Origin of the sequence: Virgibacillus litoralis, assembly GCF_017873675.1 — a bacterium.
Classification (GTDB): Bacteria; Bacillota; Bacilli; order Bacillales; family Amphibacillaceae; genus Lentibacillus; species Lentibacillus litoralis.
On the sequence record NZ_JAGGKK010000007.1, the window covers coordinates 137822 to 159674 of the forward strand.

Below are 21853 nucleotides of genomic sequence, written 5' to 3' on the forward strand. Positions count from 1 at the left end.
AAATGAATTTGGAAACGCGTGATGCAATATACAACCAAGCAAAAGAATGGGTACTTAAAGCGGGCGATACGATTAGAGATAAAATACATGATAGACTTGAAATAAATACGAAATCCAATCCAAATGACCTTGTTACTACAATGGATCAAAATACCGAAAACTTTTTTGTAACTAATATTAAGAAAACATATCCTGATCACTTTATAATTAGTGAAGAAGGATATGGTGATCAATTGGAAACACTTAATGGGACTGTCTGGATTATTGACCCGATTGACGGGACGATGAATTTCGTCCATCAAAAGAGAAATTTTGCAATATCTGTAGGTATTTATCATGATGGTGTAGGAGAAATTGGCTTTATATATGATGTAATGGCTGATGTGCTTTATAGCGCCAAACACAATGAAGGGGCATTTAAAAATAATGAGCCTTTACCAAGGCTTACCAATAAAAAATCCTTGTTGGAGTCAATCGTTGGTTTAAATCACTTTTGGCTTTGTGAAAATAGATTTGTGGATGAACAGGTGATGCAGGATTTTGTAAAAACAATTAGGGGCACTAGAACTTATGGTTCTGCAGCACTTGAATTTGCCTATGTCGCTGAAGGGATTATGGATGGATATTTAACCATGAGTTTATCTCCATGGGATATTGCTGCTGGAGTAGTCATTGTCAATGAAGTAGGTGGCGTGACGACAACTATCTATGGCGATCAAGTTAACATGCTAGAAAAAAATTCGATATTAACATGTAATCCGGCTATAAAAAGTGATATTGTAGATGATTATATGCTGAAAGGCAAAAAGTGACTCCAAATTTGAAGTCACTTTCTTTTTCGCTTGAGTGATAAACCGTATCCCATAAATCCGAATCCCAACAATATAAATAATAAGACAAACCAAATATTGCGAAATGCAATGGAAATCCCAACGAGAACAAACATGAGAATTACCAATGTCGCCAATGATAGCATGGGAATATTAATATTTTTCATTATTACACCTCTTTTTACTTGAACTAGTATATATTAATTCCGGGTATTGTTCAAAAAATTAATTTTAAGAAAACAGACAAATTTTTAACTAGCATATAGCAAAAAGATTTAGTATGATAGAAAATGAGTTTTAATGTTTGCTGGTAATGGAGGATATGGATGGATACTAATTTTAGTTTGCTATATGATTTTATTGTAGAGAATTATCATGGTCATGAACTAATAATTTTTTATGTCTTGAATTTTATTTTTGCAGCAATTGCATATAAGTTAGGATTTGCTCGCAAATTACCATTTTTAAAATCATTTTTAGTTTATTTAATGCTAGCATTTGGTTCGATAATCATAACGTTTTTTAGTATAGTTGGTTATCCTATTACAGAGAGTTTACTCATTATGTCATTGATTTTAGGATTATACAGATTCAGACTGTATCAAGATAGAAAAAACAAAAGTAAATCATAATATAACAAAAACTCCCGTATTTGGGAGTTTTTGTTATATTAAATCCTTTTTTTGTTTCTTCCCTTCATATAAGTGGAAGTTTCCAGTTTCATGTCTCTTTTTTGTGTTACTATATATTCGCTGATCACATTGCTGACATAAATACATATGGATTCTGCGATTCCTTAATCGTTTAGCTTGCAATGAACTATCTTTAATATCTTCTATAGTGTCACATAATACACATTGTACTTGCATCTCATCACCTCTAAAAATTAGGCTGTTTACCTATTAACTATAACATGACATTCTTATGTATTAAAGTGAATGTTTTATAAGAGAATAAGCAGGGAACATGTTTAATAATAAAATATATTCAAATTAGAAAGGGTGTTTAAATGCGAAAAAGGTATATAGCTACAGCGGCTGGAGCTGTCGGAGCAGGAATTATGGGAGTTATCTTTAACAAAGAGGAAAACAGAAATAAACTAAAAGATAAAGTAAGATATTTAACCGATAAAGTGAAAGGTACAAATAAATCTAATTCAACTTTTGAAGATGCTGGTATTCCAGACCAAGCGGAGAACAAGGATCCTGCACAATTAGAAAATTCTAAAATGGTATCAGAAGGATCCCAATTTGGAGTAGATTATTATAATAAGGTTAAGGAAAGAGAAAGTGAAGAAAATAATATAAAATAAGAAAAGTGCTTCCTTTCTTCTTCGGGAAGCACTTTTTTGGTGGGTAAGAAAGTATGAATACTTTCTACTGCATATAGGGGTCTAAGAAAGAAATATACGCTTTCATAAGAATTCCTTTACCCCTGCAAAAGCAAGGTCTTTAACTGCGGTGCGCGGGCACACGGCATTTAACAGCCACGTACACTTTTGTTGTTGTCTAGGAAATTATATAATTCCGCAGTTTTGGATAACTGGACTTCCGAATCAGCGACGTCCAGCTCCGACGTACAGGGCGTACTAGTGCCGGTGACGCCACAGGACGTGGCGTTCTCACCGGCCAGCGCCTAGCACCTAGTGGACTTCCCTCCCCGTGTCTACGATAAGTCAACATCGAATCGCTTACGCTCTTCGTGTATCCTTTATCTCACACGGGTCAGTCCAGTCCATACGGCGCTGAACAGGCGCTTGCGCTTTTGTACTTACTCTTTGTTTTGATGATTGGATTGTTCTTCCTCTATGTCATCCAACTTTTTCTGGTCTTCTTCTGGCAGCATTTCCTTGTTTTGATCTGGTTCTTGTGGTTGATTATCATTAATTGGAAAGTCTGGCATATACCTTCCTACAATCCCTGAAAGTTCGTCAACTACTCCTTGTACAGGATGACCTTGATTAATTTTGTTTCCCATCATACGAAGCCTTTCGACAACATCACCATCTGCAACAACAACTGCTGTTTTCCCATATGGATCATTCTGTAATGCTTCTAATACGGAATATTTTATAGATCCAACGCGTGAACGGTCTAAATCTTTATCAACATCTATACCTACAACAGCATATGGACCTGCTACTATGGATGTTGAGTCATTGACATTCGGTACTTCACTTGCAATATTTGCTAAATGGGTAGAGATTTGTCTGTTAGTGGGATTTTGTTTCTCTGTGGGATCAGAATCTTCTACCTGTACAATACGGTTATTTTCTTTTTCAGTTGATAAGGATTGATCTTCCTCATTTTGCTGACAACCATTTAAAAACAAAAAACTCATTAAAGACAGTATCCCTAAACGGAACAACATGTGTACTCCTCCTTTAAAATGTACAAACGGAATTACTGTCTTATTATTCTGAGTCGAATGCTGTAAAATATACATCCAAAAGTACAAAATCAAGGTCAAGAAAAATATGCTATCTATGGAGAAAATTTTTCTGTACATGGCTATACAGAAAAGACCACATATTAGAAACCGCAGCATCCGCTAATGAGGTACTTAGAAAGCGTGTATTACTTTCTTAGATTCTTGTTGAAGTTACTAAAAAAGCTGCAGGGACATAACTAAAAATCTCTACTCTAAAGACGAATAATAACAGGATAAGTTGTTTAGAACGTTCATTATCAATGGTTGAATCTAATACGTAATTCCTATAAACTACGAAGTAACTAAGGGAGTCCTATTGGAAGTATTTCGTGAGGCTCCCTAACGACGCAGCTGGAATATACTCGCGCACCTAGGGCTCACCACGAGCCTCCTCGCTCGCAAAGAACGCTCCCTGTGGGGTCTCTTAGGCTCGCTGTCCCACAGGAGTCTCGCATATTCCAGCTGCTGGTTTAGATGGTCTTAAATCTTGTTTATATCATCTCAATATGCTTTTAATTTAAGCAAAACCCAGCGGAGGAAATACACGTAGACTCCTGCGGGAGGAAAGGCATCGGCGAGACCCCGCAGTGCGCAGCACGAGGAGGCTCGACAGCCGCCCTAGGTGCGCGAAGTGTATTTCCGAAGCGGTGTCATAGTACTCAACTTATAAAAGTTGGAAGCAAATTACGATAAAGTTACTTTGCAGTTTATATCTGATCTGTAATATTAGAAAACTAGGCATTCACCAAGCCTTTTGGTGAATGCCATAGTTGCACTTATGCAGTAAGAAAGTAGTTATACATTCTTAACTGCAAAAATCCGAACTAATTCGAATTCTATTTCAAGAATTTTGAATCATAGTTCGGATTTTGCTTTGACTAAATGCTTTAGTCCCGGCCACTTTATCTAATTTTATCTAATTGATAACAATTTTATTAATTCCTGTAATAGGATTATCTTTATTGGAACCGTCCTTATAAAATAAGTGAACAGGCCCTTCTTCTTTTAATGGCTTTCCATCAACAGCAAATAGTAAATAGCAACTTTGCAAAGCTTCAAGTGAGATATGTTCATCTCCCTTACTTGTTACAAGTGTAACGTCTGTAGCACTTTCGTTTACCTCGGCATGACCTACAAACTCATTAATTGGCATTACATATGAGTTTTCTAGTATTTTTTCTCGTTCAAACCGGGAAATGCTTTTATTAACTGGTGGATTTATTTTCTGTTGATAAACTGCTCTACTCCAGCGTTTCGATGCATTTTCAAGTTCGTTTTCCTCAACTTGTTTATTTTCTTTTTCCGTGAATGCTTCTTCTAGTAGTATTTTTCTATCATCAAAGATCCATACGGTTGGATCTAGTGTGATTGAATATGTAACATTACCAATAATTGGGACTATCATGTATAACCACCTCTCAATAATTATCTTTATCAAGAATAGCAGAGATTTTTAAATTTTTCACTAGAAATGATTAATTTAAAATTCGCCTTAATTTTATTTGCATTTTCATGGTTCAAACGATAATATAAGATAGAAGAAAGTCTTTTAAATGGAGGGGATATATTTGATTCCTGAGGTGACTGAAACTCATCGTGAAAAAGCCTATGCCCTTCTAAAGGCTGATGCTGACAAAATTCGGAGGCTAATAGAAGTTCAAATTGAGAATTTAACGATGCCGCAATGTCCTTTATATGAAGAGGTTTTGGATACACAAATGTTTGGTCTTTCAAGAGAGATCGATTTTGCTGTGCGTTTAAACTTAATCAGCGAACAAGAAGGCAAAGCAATACTTGAGAATTTAGAAAGGCAGCTTAATATATTACATGAAGCAGCACAAGATTCGGTGTAATGTCATGTTACAACTTAGCAAAAACTTTGCCTAATTGGATAATGGCAAGGTTTTTTTATTTAAGCAGTTAAGAAAGTATAAATACTTTCTTATTGTATAAGCGCAAATAAGGTTTATCATTATGGCTTGGTGAAAAACCAAGTTCTCTAATCTAGTAGAAGTAGGAATTTAATATGTTACACAATTACATTAATTATGTTATACTATTAAAAATTTCTATTTCAACTATTGTTACTAATACATATGTTGAGGAGAAGTAAGATGATACAGAGATTAAAGAGTTATGATTTTACGTTAATGATTACACCAATACTGCTATCAATGTTTGGAATAGTAATGATTTACAGTGCTAGTATGGTGATCGCTGTTGTAGAAGGTAATGAAAGTTCACATTATCTGGTTAAGCAGATTCAATGGTTTTCAATTGCCATGGTAGGGTTTGTTTTTACAAGCATTTTTCCGTATAAATATTACCAAAAGTTGATGAAATTGATAATTTTAATTATTATTGGTTTATTGGTGGGAGTTAGTATTTTTGGAAATGAAGCCAACGGTGCCAGATCGTGGTTCAATTTTGGATTCATCAGTATGCAGCCCGCTGAGTTTGCAAAAATAGGATTAATTATGTATCTTGCCTCTGTATACTCTAAAAAGCAATCTTATATCAACGAGTTTAATAGAGGAGTACTTCCACCTTTAATATTAACTGCAGTAATTTTGGGCCTCATTGTTTCGCAGCCTGATATTGGAACAGCAGCAATTATATTTATGATTGCTTGCTCTGTGATATTTAGTTCCGGGATTCGTTTTAAACATTTATCCATTCTCGTGTTGGTAGGCTTGGCTTTAGTCGCTTTTGCTATACCAAATATGGTGACTGATGAGCGAATTGCCAGGTTTGATGGGGCATATAAGCCTTTTGAAGATCCGCAAGACGATGGATATCATCTGATTCAATCTTATTTAGCTATAGGTGTTGGTGGACTTACTGGTGAAGGATTGGGACAAAGTGTTCAAAAACTAGGCTATTTACTAGAACCTCATACTGATTTTATAATGGCAGTTATAGCTGAAGAACTTGGTTTTGTTGGGGTCATTATTGTAGTGGGAATGTTATCTATTATCGTGCTGCGCGGATTATTTATTTCCAAAAAATGTTCCGATAGTTTTGGTGCATTATTAGCAATAGGAATTTCCTCGATGATTGGAATCCAAGCATTTATTAATCTGGGAGCAATAAGTGGGATTTTACCGATCACAGGGGTACCATTGCCGTTTGTGAGTTATGGTGGCTCATCACTTCTGGTTATGATGATATCAATGGGAATAATGAATAACATTGCAAAATCAAATAAGCTAAAAGAAGAACAACCTGTACCTGTAAGTACAAAAGAAGAACCTGAAACAAATGCATTTAAAAATAGAGGAGGAAAAACATGGGTGAGGTAAAACGTATTGAAAAAGTATTAGTTGCAAATCGTGGTGAAATTGCTATACGGGTCTTCCGAGCTTGTACTGAACTTAATATTCGTACTGTTGCGGTTTATTCCCAAGAAGACACAAGCTCTTACCATCGTTATAAAGCTGATGAGGCTTATTTGATTGGTGAAGGGAAGAAACCAATCGATGCATACCTTGATATTGAAGGTATAATTGAACTTGCAAAGAATGTTGGTATTGATGCGATACATCCAGGCTATGGATTTCTTTCTGAAAATATTCATTTTGCTAAGCGTTGTGAAGAAGAGGGAATTATTTTTATTGGACCAACGAGCGAGCATTTGAATATGTTTGGCGATAAAGTGAAAGCAAGAACGCAAGCTATAAACGCTGGCCTTCCAATCATTCCAGGTAGTGATGGTCCAGTAACAACAGTAGATGATGTAAGAAAATTCGGGGAAAAACATGGTTACCCTATCATTATTAAAGCATCACTTGGCGGTGGCGGTCGTGGTATGCGTATCGTTCGTAATGAAAGTGGACTTTCAGAAGCATACGATCGAGCTAAGTCCGAGGCGAGAGCAGCATTTGGCAGTGATGAAGTCTATGTTGAGAAGTTAATCGAAAACCCAAAACATATAGAAGTACAAGTTATTGGTGATAAGTATGGTAATACAGTTCATTTATTTGAACGGGACTGCTCCATACAGCGCCGGCATCAAAAGGTAGTTGAGATGGCACCAAGTGTCTCGTTAAAGGATGAATTACGCCTTGAAATTTGCGAAGCAGCAGTAGACCTGATGAAAAATGTTAACTACATAAATGCAGGAACTGTTGAATTTTTAGTAACAGATGATGAATATTATTTTATTGAAGTTAACCCACGTGTTCAGGTTGAGCATACCATTACAGAAATGATAACGGGAATTGATATTGTCCAAACTCAGCTTAAAATTGCTGAAGGCCAAGATATTCATAACAAGTCTATTGGTATCCCTGACCAGGATAAAATCGTGACCAATGGATATGCTATTCAATCACGTGTAACAACAGAAGATCCATTAAACAATTTTATGCCGGACACTGGAAAGATTATGGCTTACCGTACTGGTGGAGGATTTGGTGTACGCTTGGACGCCGGGAACGGATTCCAGGGTGCAATCATTTCTCCGCATTATGACTCTTTACTAGTAAAAGTTTCAACGTGGGCACTGACATTTGAACAAGCTGCACAAAAAATGGTCAGAAATTTAAAAGAATTTCGTATTCGCGGGATAAAAACGAACATTCCTTTTTTGGAAAATGTAATTTCGCATAGTAAATTTTTATCGGGAGAATACAGTACAACGTTTATTGATCAGACACCGGAATTATTTGTATTTCCAAAGCGGAAAGACCGTGGAACTAAAATGCTTTCTTATATTGGACATACTACAGTGAATGGGTTTGAAGGTATAGCCAGGAAGAAGAAACCGTCGTTAGTTACGCCGATTGTACCTAAAATAGATAAACTGGAAGAAATTCCTGCGGGTACTAAACAGATTTTGGATGAGCATGGACCTGAATATTTAGCGGAGTGGTTAAGAGCACAAAATAATGTGATGCTGACAGACACAACCTTCCGCGATGCACATCAATCTTTATTAGCTACTCGCGTCAGAACAAAGGATTTATTAAAAATTTCCGAGCCGACTGCACGTTTATTACCACAGCTTTTTTCTGTAGAGATGTGGGGTGGAGCAACATTTGATGTATCCTATCGTTTTTTAAAAGAAGACCCTTGGCAGCGATTAATAAAACTTCGCGAAAAGATGCCGAATGTTTTATTTCAAATGTTATTACGTGCAAGTAATGCAGTAGGTTATAAAAATTACCCTGATAATTTAATCAGTGAATTTGTTGAAAATAGTGCATCTGCTGGAATTGATGTCTTCCGTATATTTGACAGTTTGAATTGGGTTGAGGGAATGAAACCTGCTATTCAGGCAGTACGGGAAAATAATAAAATTGCCGAAGCATCCATGTGTTATACAGGTGATATACTGGATTCAGGTCGTACGAAATATGATTTAGATTATTATATCAATCTGGCCAAAGAGTTAGAGCAGGCTGGTGCACATATATTGGGGATAAAAGATATGGCGGGCTTGCTAAAACCAGAAGCTGCTTATCAATTAATTTCAACTTTAAAAGAGACAATTGATCTGCCAATCCATTTGCATACACATGACACAAGCGGCAATGGTATCTATATGTATGCTCGAGCTATTGATGCTGGAGTAGATGCGGTTGATGTAGCGAGTGGTCCAATGGCTGGTTTGACATCACAGCCAAGTGCGCAAACTTTATATCACGCATTAGAAGGAAAAGACCGTCAACCTAAATTAAATATCGATTCCTATGAAAAAATCTCACATTATTGGGAAGGTATCAGAGATTACTATCAAGATTTCGAGAGTGGAATGAAAGCTCCACATACTGAAATTTATATGCATGAGATGCCAGGTGGACAATATAGTAACTTAAAACAACAGGCGAAAGCGGTAGGACTTGAAGATCGTTGGAATGAAGTTAAAACGATGTTCAGGCAAGTAAATGATATGTTTGGGGATATTGTTAAGGTAACACCTTCATCTAAGGTAGTAGGGGATATGACATTATTCATGGTTCAGAATGACTTAACTGAGGATGAAATATATGAACGCGGTGAATCAATTGATTTCCCTGATTCGGTAATTGAATTCGCACAGGGCTATATTGGTCAGCCATATCAAGGATTTCCACAGGAATTACAACGTATTATCTTAAAAGGAAAAGAATCAATTAAGGTACGCCCGGGTGAGTTATTGGATCCGATTGATTTTACCCAGTTAAAGGAAACATTATTTAAAACGCTTGATCGCCAAGTAACAAGCTTTGACTTGATTTCATATGCACTATATCCCAAAGTATTTATGGATTACCATAAGTTTACCGAAATGTATGGTGATATGTCGGTTCTCGATACACTCACATTCTTCTATGGTATGAAGCTGGGTGAGGAAATTGAGGTTGAAATTGAACAAGGTAAGACGCTATTTGTAAAATTAGTATCCATTTCTGAAGCACGTTCAGATGGTACCCGTGTCATTTATTTTGAATTGAACGGTCAATCGAGGGAAGTTATCGTTAAAGATGAAAATGTTAAATCACAACTTATAACAAAACCAAAGATTGATCAAGGAAATGATAAACAAATTGGTGCAACCATGCCTGGGACAGTTGTTAAAGTTCTCTGTGAAAAAGGAGAAAAAGTCCAAAAGGGTGATTATTTACTAATTACTGAAGCTATGAAAATGGAAACAACTGTTCAGGCGCCATATACAGGTGTCATTAAAGATATTCACGTGAAAAATGGTGAAGCGATAGCAGTTAATGATTTACTAATTGAATTTGAATAGTTATAAAAGGGTAATGGACAATTCCATTACCCTTTTTTCAGCAGCAAGAAATAATATTTACTTCCTTGCTGCATACGTGCATCTAAGAATTATCTGAACTAAAGGTTTTCAGTCCAAAGTAAAAGGGGGTCTAAGAAAGCAAAATAAGCTTTCGTAAGAACCCCTTTAATGAATGACAAGTTTTCTAATGCTTTGCGCTTCTTGTTGATAACAATATGAAATAACTAAGCATCGCAAAATAGCAGGAAATTACAAACGCGTGCAATAATGCTATTCCCAGGTTCAACATAGTAAAAATAATCATAGCCCCAAAGAAGACTTGCAGACTTATTAGCGAGACTGTAGTTATCCAACCCCAGTACATGACCCGATTTGTTCGGTAATTTTTCATGATTTTTATAAATAACACAACCGTCCAAATAAATAATATACTAGCAGCTAGTCTATGCCCCATCTGAATCCACTGTTCAAAGTTATAGTCAGATAGTGAAAATGGTGATCCATTTGAACAAAATGGCCAGTCGCCACAAGCCATACTAGAATTGGCATGTCTAACCAATGCACCTGTATAAACGACAAGTAATGTGTATATCGTCAGTGCATAAATTTCAATACGGTGTTTCTTTTGTATGAATAACGATTTTGCATCAAACTTCTTATCTATTTCAAATATTAAAAGCATCAGTAAAAACAGTGATGCAAATGATATAAGTGAAATACCAAAATGCGTTGCCAAAACAAAATCCGATTGATTCCATACTACCGCTGCTGCACCAATTAGCGCTTGGAGTACTAAGAAGAACGATGATAAAAAGGCTAGGAATTTCACTTCACGGATGTGACCAATAAATTTCCAAGCCAAAATGGATAAAGCCAATACAGTGACACCCATAATTCCGGATACTAATCTATGACTAAGTTCTATTACAAGTTCTGGCGTAACAGTAGATGGTACGAATTCTCCGTGGCATAGCGGCCAAGTTGCTCCACATCCCATACCAGATTCAGTCTTCGTAACAAGGGATCCACCCATTAACACAAATACCATGCCCAATGTAGAAACTACAGAGAGCCATTTTAACATTTTAATCATATGACTGCCTCACTTTATGTCAAGTAAATATACCTCAATAGAATAATATTAATACTTCTATGTTAATAGAGCAATGAAAAACGCTAAACATATAGTAAAAATCACACAATTGTCATCTTATCATGGCTTATTACCATTTTCACTATAAAAAAATAAAAAACTCTTGCATTGTCGAGATTTGTTTGCTAGAAATAATATAGGGGATATTTGCTAAGCTTCAAATCACTATGCCCATCGCTATGGGTAAACTACATATTTTTAATTTTACTGGACAAAGGCTTTAAAAGCCTTTTGTTTTATTTTAGACCTCTTTTTCACAAAACTGTCACATTTGGGGGTTTGAAAAAGTGAAATCAAGTAATGTAGTAAATAGATTGTATTTCAATTCCGTGGTACAATTAGGATAATTATGTAGGATACTATTGGGAATACTTAGGTATGATAAGTAGTATGCTTAGAAATTATTTGTGCCTTTTGTTGGGTTTAGAAGGGGGGAATATATGTAATGAATAAAGTGGAGACAACTTCTTCACCTCTGATTGGTAGTTCAGCTGCAGCAAAGGAAAAGGATGTTACTTTACTTGCTGATTTAAAATCACTCATTAAAGTAGGAATTGTGAATTCAAACTTAATTACGACATTTACCGGTTTTTGGTTGGCACTTTATTTTACAAACAGTACTTTTGCAGCTAATTGGGAAGTTTTTCTATTAACTATGGCTGGAAGTGCTCTTGTTATTGCCGGTGGTTGTATCATGAATAATTGGTATGATGTCGATATTGATCCTGTTATGTCGAGAACAAAGACACGTCCGACGGTTACAGGAAATATATCGTTAAAAAATGTTCTGCTCTTAGGCATTTCGTCTACCACATTGGGACTTATCCTCTTATTGTTCACAACTGTTGAAGCAGCGTTTATTGGATTTATAGGCTGGTTTACATACGTTGTTCTGTATACAATGTGGTCCAAACGCAAATATACCTTAAACACAGCAATTGGTAGCATTTCCGGAGCAGTACCACCATTAATCGGGTGGGCAGCTATCGACCCTAGTCTTCATATGGTAGCTTTTGTATTGTTCCTTACTATGTTTATATGGCAAACGCCTCATTTTCTGGCCTTGGCTATGAAAAAATCTAAGGAATATAAAGCAGCAAACATACCAATGCTCCCTGTAGTACATGGGTTCGAATTTACAAAACGACAAATTGTCGTCTACATTGCATGTTTATTGCCACTACCATTTTTTTTAGCTTCATTAGGAACAACATTTATGGTAATCGCAACATTACTGAATGTTGGATGGTTAGCTCTTGGTATTAGTGGATTTTTTACGAAAAATGATTTGAAATGGGCGAATATGATATTTATATATTCCTTAAATTACTTAACCATCGTATTTTTACTGATGGTCATTGTGACATTTGAGTTCCCGTTTAGTTAAACTCGTCCTTACTTATACAAAATTAATATATAAGGAAGTTACAAAGAGAAAGAGAGGTATGAATACATGAAAGGTTGGATGGGAAGATTCAGAGCATTTTTTCTGTTAGGCTCGTTAGCACTAGTGTTGTCTGCATGTGGTAAAGACAACTTAACTGCTCTTGTACCTAAAGGGTATGGCGCAGAGTCCTCTATGGATTTAATCATTATTTCGACAGTGGTAATGTTGTTTGTCTTTGCGGTTGTAATGCTTATATATGTAGCAGTTCTGCTGCGCTATCGTAAGAAAAAAGGTCAAGAGGACTTTATTCCGAAGCAAGTTGAAGGGAACAAAACACTTGAAACAATCTGGACAGTTATCCCAATTATCCTGTTAATTATTATTGCAGTACCTACTGTAACAGCAACTTTTGATTTAGCGGATAATTCAGGCTCTAAAGATGGATTGAACATTCAGGTTACTGGTAACCAATATTGGTGGCATTTTAATTATGAAGGACAAGAAATTCAAACAAGTCAGGATTTATATGTACCAGTTGGCGAAAAGATTTATTTATCCATGAAATCTTCAGATGTACACCATTCATTCTGGGTACCATCTATTTCAGGGAAAATGGATGTATTGCCAGAGAATGAGAATAAGATGCATATTGAAGCATATGAAGAGGGCGTTTACTGGGGTAAATGTGCAGAACTTTGTGGGCCGTCTCACTCACTTATGGACTTCAAAGTGATTGTAGTCAGCCAAGAGGAATTTGATCAGTGGGTACAGGATATGAAAGATGTAAATCCAGATGATCAACCACAGGATGCTGTTGCACAGGAAGGTAAGGCATTATTCGAGCAAAATAATTGTATGAGTTGTCATGCGATTGGTTCGTCTCCAACGCAAATAGGACCTAACCTTACTAACTTTGGTGATCGTTCTAAAATCGCTGGTACTGAAGATCCAACGAAGAAAAATCTAGTTCAATGGATTTTGGACCCGGAATCCATTAAGCCAGGAAATAAAATGACTGGTAATTACCCTGAGGTTTCAAGAGAAGAAGCTGGTAAAATTGCTGAATACTTATTGCAATTAAAACCGTCTGAGGTTACACCTGAAAGTGCAGGAAATTAATAAACATACACATATAAATCAAGGGATGGAAGATGTTAAAGGGAGGTTTAACTCGTGAGTATAGCAGCTACTCAAAAAAGAGGCTTCGGCGCTGTGCTATGGGATTATTTAACCACTGTAGATCATAAAAAGATTGCTCATTTATATCTGTTCGGTGGTGGATTCTTCTTCATACTCGGTGGATTGGAAGCCATGATTATACGTATTCAATTAATCAAACCTGAAAATGACTTTGTCAGCGCAGGTTTGTATAATGAAATTCTTACGATGCATGGAACAACGATGATATTTTTAGCGGCAATGCCGTTATTGTTAGGTTTAATGAATGCCGCCATGCCTCTGCAAATAGGGGCAAGAGACGTCGCATTTCCGTTTTTAAATTCATTAGGCTTTTGGTTGTTTTTGTTCGGCGGGCTTATTTTAAACTGTAGTTGGCTTTTAGGTGGAGCACCTGATGCAGGGTGGACATCATATGCACCTTTGTCGACCACGTCACCAGGACATGGTGTTGATTTCTATGTTCTCGGTTTACAAATATCAGGTGCGGGTACGCTAATTGGTGGTATTAACTTTCTAGTTACTATTATTAACATGCGTGCACCTGGTATGACATACATGCGTATGCCGCTGTTTTCATGGACAACATTTATTACAAGTATTTTAATTTTATTTGCTTTTCCAGCATTAACAATAGGTTTATTCCTGCTAATGTTCGATCGTTTATTTGGTTCAGCATTCTTTGATGTTGGACTGGGAGGAAATTCTATTATCTGGGAGCATTTATTCTGGATATTCGGTCATCCTGAAGTATATATCCTGATATTACCAGCATTTGGGTTATTTAGTGATATTTTCTCTACATTCGCTAAAAAACGCTTGTTTGGTTATACAGCAATGGTGTTTGCAACCATCTTAATCGCATTTTTAGGTTTCATGGTTTGGGCTCACCATATGTTTACAGTAGGTCTTGGACCTGTAGCTAACTCAATCTTTGCGATTGCGACAATGGCTATAGCTGTACCAACTGGTATTAAAATATTTAATTGGCTCGCGACATTATGGGGCGGTAGTATAACTATTAACTCAGCAATGCTATGGGCGTTAGGGTTTATCCCTACATTTACTATTGGAGGTATGACAGGGGTAATGGTAGCATCAGTTGTTGCTGACTATCAGTATCACGATACTTATTTCGTTGTTGCCCACTTCCATTACGTAATTGTTGGTGGTACCGTGTTTGGAATCTTAGCGGGCTTACATTATTGGTGGCCAAAATTATTTGGGCGAATCCTAAATGAAAAACTAGGAAAAATCGCTTTCTGGATATTCTTTACTGGATTCCATTTAACATTCTTTATCCAACACTTCTTAGGTTTGATGGGTATGCCTCGTCGTTACTGGGTATTCTTAGAAGATCAAGGTTTGGATACAGGGAATTTAATTAGTACAATTGGTGCATTTTTAATGGCAATTGGTGTTATTATATTCTTCTATAATGTTGTTTACACAGCAGTTAAAGGAGAAAAGGCACCTGATGATCCATGGGATGGACGTACACTTGAGTGGGCAACAGCTTCACCGCCTGCACATTATAACTTTAAACAAACCCCATTAGTTCGAGGTCTAGATGCACTATGGGTTGAAAAAACAGAGGGTAAAGGTAAAATGACGCCTGCAGAACCATTGGGTGATATCCATATGCCGAACGGATCAATTCTGCCATTCATGATGTCATTCGGATTATTTATAGCTGGATTTGGTTTCATTTATCAAGTCAACTATACTTGGGCTTATATTCCTTTATTTGTTGGTATGGGCATATTACTTGGTAGTATGTTAATCAGATCACTAAAAGATGATCATGGTTACCATATTACAAAAGAAGAACTTGAAAGGGAGGCTGACTAATATGAGTCACGATCATTCCTTAAATCCAGAAACAATGCCGCATGAACCAGAAAAGGCCACCCTTGAGGGTAAAAATAAATTTCTTGGGTTTTGGTTCTTTCTTGGTGGTGAAACAGTTTTATTTGCGTGTTTGTTTGGAACATACCTTGCATTAAAAGAATCAACAGCTGGTGGTCCAACAACAAATGATTTGTTTGGTTTAGAGCTTGTATTCATAATGACTATTTTGTTATTAACAAGTTCACTGACAAGTGTTTATGCGATGTATCATATGAAGAACAACAACTTTAAAAAAATGCAGCTTTGGCTAGGTATTACGGCTGTACTTGGGTTTGCATTTTTAGGTTGTGAATTGTATGAGTTTAATCATTATATACATGAGTATGGCTTTACATTCCGATCATCAGCATTTGGATCAGCCTTTTATACATTAGTAGGGTTCCACGGAGGACACGTTACATTTGGTTTACTGTGGCTTCTGGCGTTAATGATACGTAACGCAAAACGAGGCTTAAACTTATACAACGCGCCAAAGTATTATGTATTCAGTTTATATTGGCACTTTATTGATGTTGTATGGGTGTTTATATTTACAGTTGTATATTTAATGGGAAAGGTGGGTTAATTAATGGCAGAGAACACCAATTCCAACGAAGTTAATCCATATCAAAAGCGTAAAAATAAATTAGAGATGCAAAAACAGTTAATTACATTTGCATTAATGATTTTGTTTACTATTATTGCTTTTGTGATTGTCGCTACTGGTATGATGCAAAAAATGTTTGTCATTCCGGTGTTACTAATTCTAGCTATTATCCAAGTAGCTTTTCAGTTTTATTATTTCATGCACATGAAAGACAAGGGGCATGATATGCCAGCCTTAATGATTTATGGTGGTATATGGGCAGCACTGCTTACATTGGCAGGATTAGGAGTAATCACTTGGTGGTAAGTTTCAAAAGAGGCCGGATCGGGACACATAGTCCCGATCTTCTTTTTGGCAGATGAGAAAGTATAACTACTTTCTTACTGCATAAGTGCAACTAAGGCAATTCGCCCAAAGGCTTGGCGAATGCCAAGTTTTCTAACCTCTTTAATAATAATACCTTTTCTTTGTTCAAAAATTGTCACATTACAGATGTGTGATTCTGATATAAATACGTTATAATAAAATACATAGTCCGTTTATGGAGTGAGATATTATGTGGTTGGAATTACAGATTTTTGGTTTTCGTGCATTGTGGAGTCCATATTTTCTTTTGTTTGTATTAGGTCTTGCTTTGGTCTATTTTTTGATAACTGGACCATACCGACAGAAGTTCGGTGGCGGAGATAAACCATCTAAAAAACAACAGAGCATGTTTTATATTGCTTTGTTTTTGTTATATGCAGTGAAAGGTTCACCAATAGATTTACTTACTCACATAATGCTAACAACGCATATGATGCAGATGGCAATTTATTATTTGGTGTTTCCTATTCTGATTATCAAGGGAATTCCGAAGTGGTTGTGGGAGAAAGCAGTTCTTAGACCTGTTATTAAGCCTGCATTATTGTTTCTTTCAAAGCCGCTTATTTCGATTTTGTTATTTAATACATTATTTTCATTGTATCATTTACCTGACATATTCAACTTTGCTAAGTCATCACAAATTGCACACTCATCGATATCGGTTACTATCTTGATTGCTGCATTTATAGTATGGTGGCCTGTTTTGACACCAGTTAAAGAATTTAATCGAATGCCTCCTCTTGGGAAGATTTTTTACATTTTTGCCAACGGTGTTTTAATTACGCCAGCGTGTGTATTGATTATTTTTGCTGATGTACCACTATATGCCACATATTCACAAGATGGAGCTTGGATGCAGGCATTAGCTTTATGTGTACCTAATGATGTATTACAAGGTTTGACATATGCTATATCGGGTCCTGAAATGTTTTCTCCGATGACTACATTAGAAGATCAGCAGCTAGGTGGTATTATTATGAAGATATCACAGGAAATTACGTATGGTGTAATCTTAGCCAGAATCTTTTTTGGCTGGTTTAATAGAGAGAGTTTACGAATTGATCCGTTACCCGAAAACGAATATAGTTAATAACTATAATGTGAATTATCTGAAGCTTGTATAATTGTGCTACTTTCAATAGGAAAGAAAGGATTAGTGTGAATATGCCGTTTTTACCAACGATCAGCACCTTTTTCATCGTAACAAGTGCTATTTTAGTAGCATTTGGATGGAGATTTATTATTAAAGGGAATACAAGTGCTCATAAGAAAACGATGATTTCTGCAGCGATTAGTGCCTTGTTATTCTTTATAATTTATGTATCACGAACTATCTTTATTGGAAATACAAGCTTTGGGGGACCAGAGGATATCAAAATTTACTACACAATCTTTTTGATTTTCCATATTTTTCTGGCAACAACAGGGGCTATATTTGGAGTCGTGACAATAACATTAGCATTAAAGCGAAAAATAAAAATTCATAGGAAAATCGGACCTGTAACAAGTGTGATTTGGTTCTTTAGTGCAATTACAGGTGTAATGGTGTATTTATTCTTGTACATTATTTATGATGGTGGACAAACAACAAGTATGTTAAAAGCAATATTAGGTGGATAAATAAAGTGTGCGAGCAGTAGCTCGCACACTTTATATTTTTATATTCCATTTTATTATTTTGGCTTCTTTTGCTGAATTAAAGGCAATCAGGAATAATGGTCCTAATATAAAACCTAGAATACCCAATAGTTTTATTCCTAAAAACATGGCAATCAGTGTAGCAAGCGGTGATAGACCAATATGCTTTCCCATTACTTTCGGTTCGACTGTTCTCCGCACTGCCAACAATATAATGGCCAGTATCGCTAACTTAATGCCTAGAACCGTGTCACCAGAGATGAACATAAACAATGACCATGGACCAACTATAATAATCGACCCTATAATTGGAATGAAATCAACTATCCAAACAATAAGTGCCATTATAATAGCTACTTCAGGTGCTATAAAAAATAATCCCAATAAAGTAACAAGGAAAATAATAACACTGACAAGTAATTGAGCTTTCAGGAATCCGAGTACAACGCTTGATAGCCTATTGTTCATGAAGGAAACCTTTTCAGCAGTCTCTTTTGTCATTAAATTATACAATTTTGCTTTAATCAACGGTAATTCGAGCATAAATAAAAACAGTGCAATTATGTAGACAAGAAAACTGATTAAATACTGTGGAACTTGGGCAAAGATTTGTGCAATATTTTCTATGGTGATTTTTTCTTTTGCTGCATTACTTAAGTTAGTTAGATGTGACTCAATACTATCGGAAATCTGATCAGTAAATTCTGGCGGTAGACTTTGTGTATAATTTTCAAAACCTGATTCCCAATCTGCGTATACACTGTTTAGCTCATTAAAGTGTGTAGGAATATCTTCCACAAAATTAACAACTTGAGTAACTGCTTTTGTAACGACGAATGATCCAGAAATTCCTATGAACACCAAAAATAATAGGAACACAATAATTACTGATGTTTTTCGACTTATTCTTCCCTTTCTCTGTAGAATTCGTACTAAAGGGTTAAGAATTAAGGCTGTTACTAATGCAACTATTAAAGGTATAGAGACGGGTAGTATGAAGTAAAAGACTAGAATAAGAAATATAGTTAAAAAAATTAATGTCCATTGACGTTTTGAAATAGATCGAAACAATGTGAATTGATGTCTCCTTTCTTTATATAGGATAAATATGTATATGAAAAATATAGCACTAATTACACGGTTTGAACAGTTAAACATAACGGGATTGTGTTATTAAAAAAACCAACTGCACTTGTTAGTTACTGAGCAGTTGGTTGTATAATTATTAGATACCTGTATGTTTTATTTGTTTATTTCTTATATATGTCAATTTCTTCTTTTACTTTTGATACAAGGTTAGTTGCACGTTCTACTAAGTTTTCAGGGAAATTTTCATGTTCGCCATATTCTACACCATGTGGGTAATAATGTTTACCAAGTAACGGTGTTGAAAGTTTAATAACAGCATTACCACGGTCGACATCACCTTCAACTGCATAACCTAAAATACGAATATAGTATGTAATGTTTTTTTCTTTGGAACCAATTTTATAGTCATAGGTTACACGTTCGTAATCCCACTGGCCTCCACGAATAAATGCGTGTTTTCCCATCAGGTGATCTAATGGTTTTACATCAACAATAGAATCTTCAATTCCTGTATTTTCTAATCTCATTTTATCCACCTCACATCTTTTTCCTCACATAATAATAATAATACTAAATAGCCCAAGTTGCAATCGAAAAGAAAATTAAACGGATATATGAAAGATATTTGTTAATTTGGGAATGAATAATAAGTGATACTATAAAATTCGCTAAGGAGGAAGTGTAATGAAAGCTACTAAAGAAATTATGAGTACGGACATAGTTGTTTGTCTAAAAGATGATACGTTACATGATGCAGCTATAAAGATGAAAGACAGGAATGTTGGTGTTATTCCAGTTTGTTCTGCTGATCAGGAACTTCTGGGGATGATTACTGACCGTGATTTGGTTTTAAGAGGGTATGCTGATAAGAAGCCAGACACAACAAAGGTACAAGAAGTTATGAGTGATAAGCTGCATTTTACCTCGCCAGATACTTCAGTAGAGGAAGCAAGTAGATTAATGGCTGAAAATCAAATTCGACGTTTACCTATTGTTGATAATGGTAAACTCGTAGGCATTGTTTCGTTAGGGGATCTTTCACTTGAAGATAAATCAAATGATGCTGCAGGCCATGCTCTTGAGGAAATTTCTGAACGACCAGAACTCCATTAATGTAGTATAATAAAAACAACCGTATAATCCATATACGGTTGTTTTTTAATAGGTAGTTAATAAAGCATAACTAATTTTCCTACATAATTGAACTGTAGCTAGCACTCCAAAGTAGAGGATAAAAACACTTTTAGGTTAGTTCATTTTATTGAAAAAAATAGAGAAAAGAGAATGTACTTGGAATCTCTTACATATAGTTAATAATAAAAGGTTGAATAGAAGGGGAAGCGTATATGCGGTTTATTCAAGTAGTTGCACTATTAATATTACTCTTAATTGGTGGCTATTATCTTTTTGAAAAAAATGATCTATCACCCAAACAGGCGATAGATGACTTCAGCAGCATTTTTGAAACAAAGAAGAATATGCTGGAGACTAAGCAAATACCTGAGGAGAGATCAACTATTCCTTTGAAGGGAGATCTTTTTCAGTGGGTAGATAAATCAACGGATGAATTAATTAAAGCATTCGGAGAGCCAGTAAGAAGAGATCAGAGCGGATATGGCTATGAATGGTGGGTATACACGGATCAGCAAAAACAACATATTCAATTTGGAATAGTCGGTGATGAAGTTAGATCAATCTATGCTGTTGGAAATGATTTGTCGCTTGAACCTATTGAAATCGGGCAAGACTATGAAACGGTGAAGAATGAACTTTCTATTACAAATGAGGTATCTTACAGTAAGAAACTTAATTCCTATACATTTCGCTTAAAGGATGAAGAAATACAAGGAAGACCACTAGTCAAGCTAACAGATGATATCTATATGCAATTATATTTTGATACATTTACAAATAAATTGTCATCTATTCGTGTGTTATCTGCGGACATACTGTTACAGCACCGTCCTTATGAGATGGAATACCGTGGTGATTTACCTGAAAAACCTAATTACTCGGATAAACAATGGGAAAAGATAGAATCAGGAATGGAAAAGCAAGTTTTTAATATAACAAACGTTCTTCGAAATCAATATGGAGAAACCTCTTTAAAATGGGATGAAACCGTTAGCGAAGTTGCTTATCATCATAGTAAGGATATGGCTGAGAATAATTACTTCTCTCATTATGCCTTGAATGGGGATGGCTTAAAAGAGCGGTTAGCAACACAAGAAGTGTTTTATCAAGCAGCCGGAGAGAATATTGCTGCACAATATCCGGATGTACCATCAGCTATGCATGGCTGGTTAAATAGTGAAGGACACAGGGAGGCATTACTGAAGAAGGATTATACACACTTAGGAGTAGGAGTTTTTCGATTTTACTACACACAAAACTTCTTGAAAAAATAATATTGATTGAAAAAACGCATTTGATGCGTTTTTTTCGTTGTTTAGCGACTATCACTAGCGTTGCATAAAAAAACTATAGCTTAGTCAAATAATTAATTTCAATGTCTGAGATAGATGATTGAATTTTCCGATATTAATGTTCCTGC

At 35.8% G+C, this 21853-nt stretch carries 22 protein-coding genes; 15 read left to right on the forward strand and 7 right to left on the reverse strand.

The features are described 5' to 3' along the window. Window positions 1-2 precede the first annotated feature (2 nt). Entirely contained in the window at window positions 3-812 is an 810-nt protein-coding gene (locus J2Z82_RS08195; protein WP_209480313.1) for an inositol monophosphatase family protein, read from the forward strand. 14 nt (window positions 813-826) lie between these two features. On the opposite strand, the gene J2Z82_RS08200 is transcribed toward J2Z82_RS08195, so the two are convergent. Further along, the gene (locus J2Z82_RS08200) at window positions 827-997 is read right to left on the reverse strand and encodes a DUF5325 family protein (protein WP_209480314.1); all 171 of its coding nucleotides are present in this window, start codon (window positions 995-997) and stop codon (window positions 827-829) included. 159 nt (window positions 998-1156) lie between these two features. Here J2Z82_RS08200 and J2Z82_RS08205 point away from each other — a divergent pair, with 159 nt between their 5' ends. Beyond that, window positions 1157-1462, forward strand: coding sequence for a YlaH-like family protein (locus J2Z82_RS08205; RefSeq protein WP_209480315.1), 306 nt, complete (start codon window positions 1157-1159; stop codon window positions 1460-1462). Between the two features lie 33 nt (window positions 1463-1495). Here J2Z82_RS08205 and J2Z82_RS08210 read toward each other — a convergent pair whose 3' ends face one another. Beyond that, window positions 1496-1699 (reverse strand): YlaI family protein, encoded by a 204-nt coding sequence (locus J2Z82_RS08210; RefSeq protein ID WP_209480316.1) that lies wholly within the window; start codon window positions 1697-1699, stop codon window positions 1496-1498. Between the two features lie 140 nt (window positions 1700-1839). Here J2Z82_RS08210 and J2Z82_RS08215 point away from each other — a divergent pair, with 140 nt between their 5' ends. After that, the gene (locus J2Z82_RS08215) at window positions 1840-2142 is read left to right on the forward strand and encodes a hypothetical protein (RefSeq protein ID WP_209480317.1); all 303 of its coding nucleotides are present in this window, start codon (window positions 1840-1842) and stop codon (window positions 2140-2142) included. Window positions 2143-2600: 458 nt separating this feature from the next. Here the strand turns inward: J2Z82_RS08215 and J2Z82_RS08220 are convergent, their stop codons facing one another. Both J2Z82_RS08220 and J2Z82_RS08225 read right to left on the reverse strand, forming a co-directional pair. Continuing rightward, entirely contained in the window at window positions 2601-3200 is a 600-nt protein-coding gene (locus J2Z82_RS08220; protein WP_209480318.1) for a YhcN/YlaJ family sporulation lipoprotein, read from the reverse strand. A 976-nt stretch (window positions 3201-4176) separates the two neighbouring features. Next, a complete protein-coding gene (locus tag J2Z82_RS08225; protein WP_209480319.1) occupies window positions 4177-4665 on the reverse strand; it encodes a hypothetical protein in 489 nt (162 codons plus the stop codon). A 148-nt stretch (window positions 4666-4813) separates the two neighbouring features. Here J2Z82_RS08225 and J2Z82_RS08230 point away from each other — a divergent pair, with 148 nt between their 5' ends. The 3 genes from J2Z82_RS08230 to pyc all read left to right on the forward strand — a co-directional run bounded on the left by J2Z82_RS08230 (window position 4814) and on the right by pyc (window position 9993). Next, window positions 4814-5113: an Fpa/YlaN family protein gene (locus tag J2Z82_RS08230; protein WP_245251242.1), complete on the forward strand. Its 300-nt coding sequence runs from the start codon at window positions 4814-4816 to the stop codon at window positions 5111-5113. 261 nt (window positions 5114-5374) lie between these two features. Then, complete coding sequence (ftsW, locus tag J2Z82_RS08235; protein WP_209480320.1) at window positions 5375-6562, forward strand: putative lipid II flippase FtsW; 1188 nt, start codon at window positions 5375-5377, stop codon at window positions 6560-6562. After that, entirely contained in the window at window positions 6550-9993 is a 3444-nt protein-coding gene (gene pyc, locus J2Z82_RS08240; RefSeq protein ID WP_209480321.1) for a pyruvate carboxylase, read from the forward strand. The genes ftsW and pyc overlap by 13 nt, the downstream gene beginning before the upstream one ends. 184 nt (window positions 9994-10177) lie before the next feature. Here the strand turns inward: pyc and J2Z82_RS08245 are convergent, their stop codons facing one another. Further along, window positions 10178-11086, reverse strand: coding sequence for a COX15/CtaA family protein (locus J2Z82_RS08245; RefSeq protein WP_209480322.1), 909 nt, complete (start codon window positions 11084-11086; stop codon window positions 10178-10180). A gap of 505 nt (window positions 11087-11591) precedes the next feature. Here J2Z82_RS08245 and cyoE point away from each other — a divergent pair. The 7 genes from cyoE (at window position 11592) to J2Z82_RS08280 (ending at window position 18192) form a co-directional block, all read left to right on the forward strand. Further along, the gene (cyoE, locus tag J2Z82_RS08250; RefSeq protein WP_209480323.1) at window positions 11592-12533 is read left to right on the forward strand and encodes a heme o synthase; all 942 of its coding nucleotides are present in this window, start codon (window positions 11592-11594) and stop codon (window positions 12531-12533) included. Window positions 12534-12599: 66 nt separating this feature from the next. Next, window positions 12600-13652 (forward strand): cytochrome c oxidase subunit II, encoded by a 1053-nt coding sequence (gene coxB / locus J2Z82_RS08255; protein WP_209480324.1) that lies wholly within the window; start codon window positions 12600-12602, stop codon window positions 13650-13652. 54 nt (window positions 13653-13706) lie between these two features. Continuing rightward, window positions 13707-15560 carry a cytochrome c oxidase subunit I gene (gene ctaD / locus J2Z82_RS08260; RefSeq protein WP_209480325.1) on the forward strand — a complete coding sequence of 618 codons (1854 nt, stop codon included), beginning with the start codon at window positions 13707-13709 and terminating at the stop codon, window positions 15558-15560. A 1-nt stretch (window position 15561) separates the two neighbouring features. Next, window positions 15562-16185, forward strand: a complete 624-nt coding sequence (locus J2Z82_RS08265; RefSeq protein WP_209480326.1) for a cytochrome (ubi)quinol oxidase subunit III — start codon at window positions 15562-15564, stop codon at window positions 16183-16185. Between the two features lie 3 nt (window positions 16186-16188). Further along, a complete protein-coding gene (gene ctaF / locus J2Z82_RS08270; protein ID WP_209480327.1) occupies window positions 16189-16512 on the forward strand; it encodes a cytochrome c oxidase subunit IVB in 324 nt (107 codons plus the stop codon). A 250-nt stretch (window positions 16513-16762) separates the two neighbouring features. Then, window positions 16763-17662, forward strand: coding sequence for a cytochrome c oxidase assembly factor CtaG (ctaG, locus tag J2Z82_RS08275; protein WP_209480328.1), 900 nt, complete (start codon window positions 16763-16765; stop codon window positions 17660-17662). A gap of 74 nt (window positions 17663-17736) precedes the next feature. Beyond that, on the forward strand, window positions 17737-18192 hold the full coding sequence (locus tag J2Z82_RS08280) for a DUF420 domain-containing protein (RefSeq protein WP_209480329.1): 456 nt from the start codon (window positions 17737-17739) through the stop codon (window positions 18190-18192). A 30-nt stretch (window positions 18193-18222) separates the two neighbouring features. On the opposite strand, the gene ytvI is transcribed toward J2Z82_RS08280, so the two are convergent. Next, entirely contained in the window at window positions 18223-19281 is a 1059-nt protein-coding gene (gene ytvI, locus J2Z82_RS08285) for a sporulation integral membrane protein YtvI (protein ID WP_209480330.1), read from the reverse strand. 179 nt (window positions 19282-19460) lie between these two features. Further along, window positions 19461-19826: a YugN family protein gene (locus J2Z82_RS08290; protein ID WP_209480331.1), complete on the reverse strand. Its 366-nt coding sequence runs from the start codon at window positions 19824-19826 to the stop codon at window positions 19461-19463. 157 nt (window positions 19827-19983) lie between these two features. Between J2Z82_RS08290 and J2Z82_RS08295 the strand changes: the two genes are divergently transcribed. Both J2Z82_RS08295 and J2Z82_RS08300 read left to right on the forward strand, forming a co-directional pair. Next, complete coding sequence (locus tag J2Z82_RS08295) at window positions 19984-20412, forward strand: CBS domain-containing protein (protein ID WP_209480332.1); 429 nt, start codon at window positions 19984-19986, stop codon at window positions 20410-20412. Between the two features lie 233 nt (window positions 20413-20645). Beyond that, the gene (locus J2Z82_RS08300) at window positions 20646-21707 is read left to right on the forward strand and encodes a CAP domain-containing protein (protein ID WP_209480333.1); all 1062 of its coding nucleotides are present in this window, start codon (window positions 20646-20648) and stop codon (window positions 21705-21707) included. Window positions 21708-21853 lie beyond the last annotated feature (146 nt).